Source organism: Nocardiopsis sp. RV163 (assembly GCF_001029525.1).
In the GTDB taxonomy this organism is placed as follows: Bacteria; Actinomycetota; Actinomycetes; order Streptosporangiales; family Streptosporangiaceae; genus Nocardiopsis; species Nocardiopsis dassonvillei.
Genome location: NZ_LEKI01000294.1, coordinates 1 through 2954 on the forward strand (window position 1 = coordinate 1; position 2954 = coordinate 2954).

Below are 2954 nucleotides of genomic sequence, written 5' to 3' on the forward strand. Positions count from 1 at the left end.
CTCCCCTCCACTCCCCCCGTACCTCCTCCGGGTCCGGCTCCGGCGCCCCGAGCAGGGATCCGGCTCCCGCTCCCGCTCAGCCGACCGGTCCTGCCGGGTGGACGCGGGCCTACCGGGGCCGCAGCGGCGCGAAGGCGCCCTCGTCGGGGTGGTTTCCGGTGAGGCGGACCGGGTCGCACCCGACGGCCGAGGGGTCCAGCTCCAGCGGTACCGTCCGCGCGCTCCAGTCCGCCGCCACCGGCAGCGCCCGGTCGTCGGGGACCCTGAGGTGGGCGCGCACCGCCGGGTCGTCCTCCACCAGAGGTTCGAAGCGGCCCTCCACGCCCAGCAGTTCGGGGTAGTCGGTCCTGTCGACGGCTCGGGGCAGATCGACCACGCCGTCGCTGTCGTTGAAGCTGCTGGGTCGGCGTCCTCAGGGGACGGGAGGCGGGTCCCGGCGGACGTCGGGCACGGGGACCCGGTATCGGCGGTACCCGGCGCGGGGGCGGCCGGCACCGTCGGTCGCACGGCTGTGGAAGGGCGGCTCCGCACCCGGCCCAGCACCGCGGCCGCGGTGCTGGGCCGTCCACAGGGGGCCGGTGACAGGTTGGCGGGCGCCGTCGGCCGAGCATACGGGAAGCGACGCACACGACGAGGGAGAGCCCATGTGCCTGCACGGAACCGGTGAGACCGTCCGCTCGCGGAACGGTGGAGCCGGGCCGGGACCCGCCGGACCACCCGGTTCGCCGGGCCGCCCGCGCCCGTGGCCCACGGGCTTTCGCAGAGTGGCCGACCTCAGCCACGTGCTCTCTCCGACAATGCCCTCCTGGGGGCAGGACAAGCCCCGGCGCGAGAGCCTGGGAACCCCGGTGCCCGAGGGCGAGTTCGGCTTCTACCTGCAGCGGTGGACCCTGACCGAGCACTCGGGCACGCACCTGGACGCGCCGGGGCACGTGATCGGCGGCGGGCGGCTGGTCCCCGACATCCGGCCGGACGAACTCCTCGCCCCGGCGGCGGTGATCGACATCCGCGCCCGGGCGGCCGAGGACCCCGACACCACGGTGACGGTGGACGACGTCCTGGCCTTCGAGCGCGCGCACGGGCGGATCCCGGCGGGGGCGGCGGTGCTGATGTGCTCGGGGTGGAGCGCCCGGTGGGCGCGGGGCGACGAGGCGGTGCGCGGGGTGGCCGAGGACGGCTCCTGGCACTTCCCGGGGTTCGGCCCCGAGGCCTGCGAGTTCCTGGTCGAGCGGCGCGGGGTCGTAGGGGTGGGTGTGGACACGCTGAGCACCGACCCGGGCGAGTCGACCGACTTCCCCGCGCACGAGGTGGTGGGCAGAGCCGACCGCTGGGGGCTGGAGTCGCTGACCGGGCTGGAGCGGCTGCCGCCGAGCGGGGCGCTGATCAGCGTGGGGGTCATGGCCGGCCTGGACGCCTCCGGAGGCCCCAGCCGGGTTCTGGCCATGTGGTGAGGCGGCGCTCTTCAGCAGCCCTCGACCCGGGGCGCCGCCCCGCCGCCGGGGCTCCACTCCAGCAGCATGATGGTGGCATCGTCGCTGAAGCTGCCGCGCTGGTGGTCGTGGATGGCGTGGATCAGACGCCGCAGCGTCTCCGGGGCGGGTTCGTCGGCGGCGGTGGCGCGCATGATGAAGTCGGCGAACCTTTCGAGGCCGAACATCCGCCCCTGGCTGTCGTGCGCCTCGGTCACCCCGTCGGTGTAGAGCAGGATGCGGTCGCCGGGTTCGAGCTGGATACGGTGCACGGCGCGCGGCTCGGCCTCACCGAGCCCGAAGCCGAGCCCGAGCGGCACCTCGGGGGTCCGTTCCAGGGCGTCCTCCAGCAGGAGTCCGCGCCGCAGGAGCAGGGGCGCGGGATGTGCGCAGTTGACCCAGGCGAACTCCCCGGTGGACAGGTTCAGCGAGGCGAAGACGGCGGTACAGAAGCGGTCAGGGAGCCAGGAGGTGAGCGCGCCCTCCACGCTGTCGGTGAGTTCGCAGAGGTCGGCGCCGTTGCGCCGGGCGTTGCGGATCCCGGCCATGGCCACGGACGCGGTCAGCCCGGAGGCCAGGTCGTGCCCCATCGCGTCGAGGATGGCGGCGTGCAGGGTGTCCTTGGTGATCGAGTGGTCGAAGGCGTCGCCGCCCAACTGGTAGGCGGGTTCGAGGACGGCGGTGGACACGCCCCGCGAGGTGCCCAGGGTGCGGGGCGGCAGGAAGGCCCGCAGCATCTCGGTGCGCAGGTCCATCGCGCGGGTGCGGGTGTGGCGGACGTAGGTGTCGCTGTAGGCGCGTTTGGAGGTGACGACCAGGGCCAGCAGCGAGGCGAGCGCGTGGCAGCGGCGAAGGGTGGACTCGTCGAGCACGGGAGCCCTGATGTGCACGGCCCCCATGCGGTCGGCGCCGTCGCGCAGGGGAAGCCACAGACTCAGCTCGCCGTCGCCGCCCTCGACCAGCCGCAGCGTCTCGGAGCGGTAGGCCTCCCCGGCCGCGCTGGAGTCGATCTCGAGCGTCGGGCCGCCGAGCAGCGGGACGAGGAGGCGCTGTTGCAGGTCGACCAGGTACACGGAGACGCCGCTGAGGCCGATCCGCTCGCCGTAGCGGGCCGCCACTTCGAGGACCTCGATCGGGGCGCACCCGTGCACGGACCGGACCAGTTCCTCGAACAGTTGCGCGGCCTCGGCGGCCGGGACGGTCGTGTCGTCCATGTGCCCACCTCCCCCAGCAGTCTCACACCGCGGGCTCGGACGCGGGGGTTGCGGCGGACCGCGTGTCCCGGGGCGGGGCCGGTCCTCACCCGGGGTCAGGCCGAGCGGTCGCGGCGTTCGCCGTCCCGGTCGGAGCGGATGCGGGGGACGATGGTGGGGTTGACGTTGTCGATCACGGTCTCCCGCGTAATGATCACCTGACCCACATCCTCACGACTGGGCACCTCATACATCACCGACAACAACACCTCCTCGATAATCGCCCGCAACC

3 protein-coding genes and 1 pseudogene are annotated in these 2954 nt (G+C 73.8%); 1 reads left to right on the forward strand and 3 read right to left on the reverse strand.

The annotated features are described in order from the left end of the window. Nucleotides 1-109 precede the first annotated feature (109 nt). Nucleotides 110-376: a hypothetical protein gene (locus ABD54_RS26155; protein ID WP_047872217.1), complete on the reverse strand. Its 267-nt coding sequence runs from the start codon at nucleotides 374-376 to the stop codon at nucleotides 110-112. Between the two features lie 268 nt (nucleotides 377-644). Here ABD54_RS26155 and ABD54_RS26160 point away from each other — a divergent pair, with 268 nt between their 5' ends. Then, a complete protein-coding gene (locus ABD54_RS26160; RefSeq protein ID WP_047872218.1) occupies nucleotides 645-1451 on the forward strand; it encodes a cyclase family protein in 807 nt (268 codons plus the stop codon). Between the two features lie 11 nt (nucleotides 1452-1462). Here the strand turns inward: ABD54_RS26160 and ABD54_RS26165 are convergent, their stop codons facing one another. Together ABD54_RS26165 and ABD54_RS28215 are read right to left on the reverse strand one after the other, a co-directional pair. After that, the gene (locus ABD54_RS26165; RefSeq protein WP_047872219.1) at nucleotides 1463-2683 is read right to left on the reverse strand and encodes a PP2C family protein-serine/threonine phosphatase; all 1221 of its coding nucleotides are present in this window, start codon (nucleotides 2681-2683) and stop codon (nucleotides 1463-1465) included. A gap of 95 nt (nucleotides 2684-2778) precedes the next feature. Next, a pseudogene (locus ABD54_RS28215) lies at nucleotides 2779-2954 on the reverse strand (ATP-dependent Clp protease ATP-binding subunit ClpX); the annotation flags it as partial.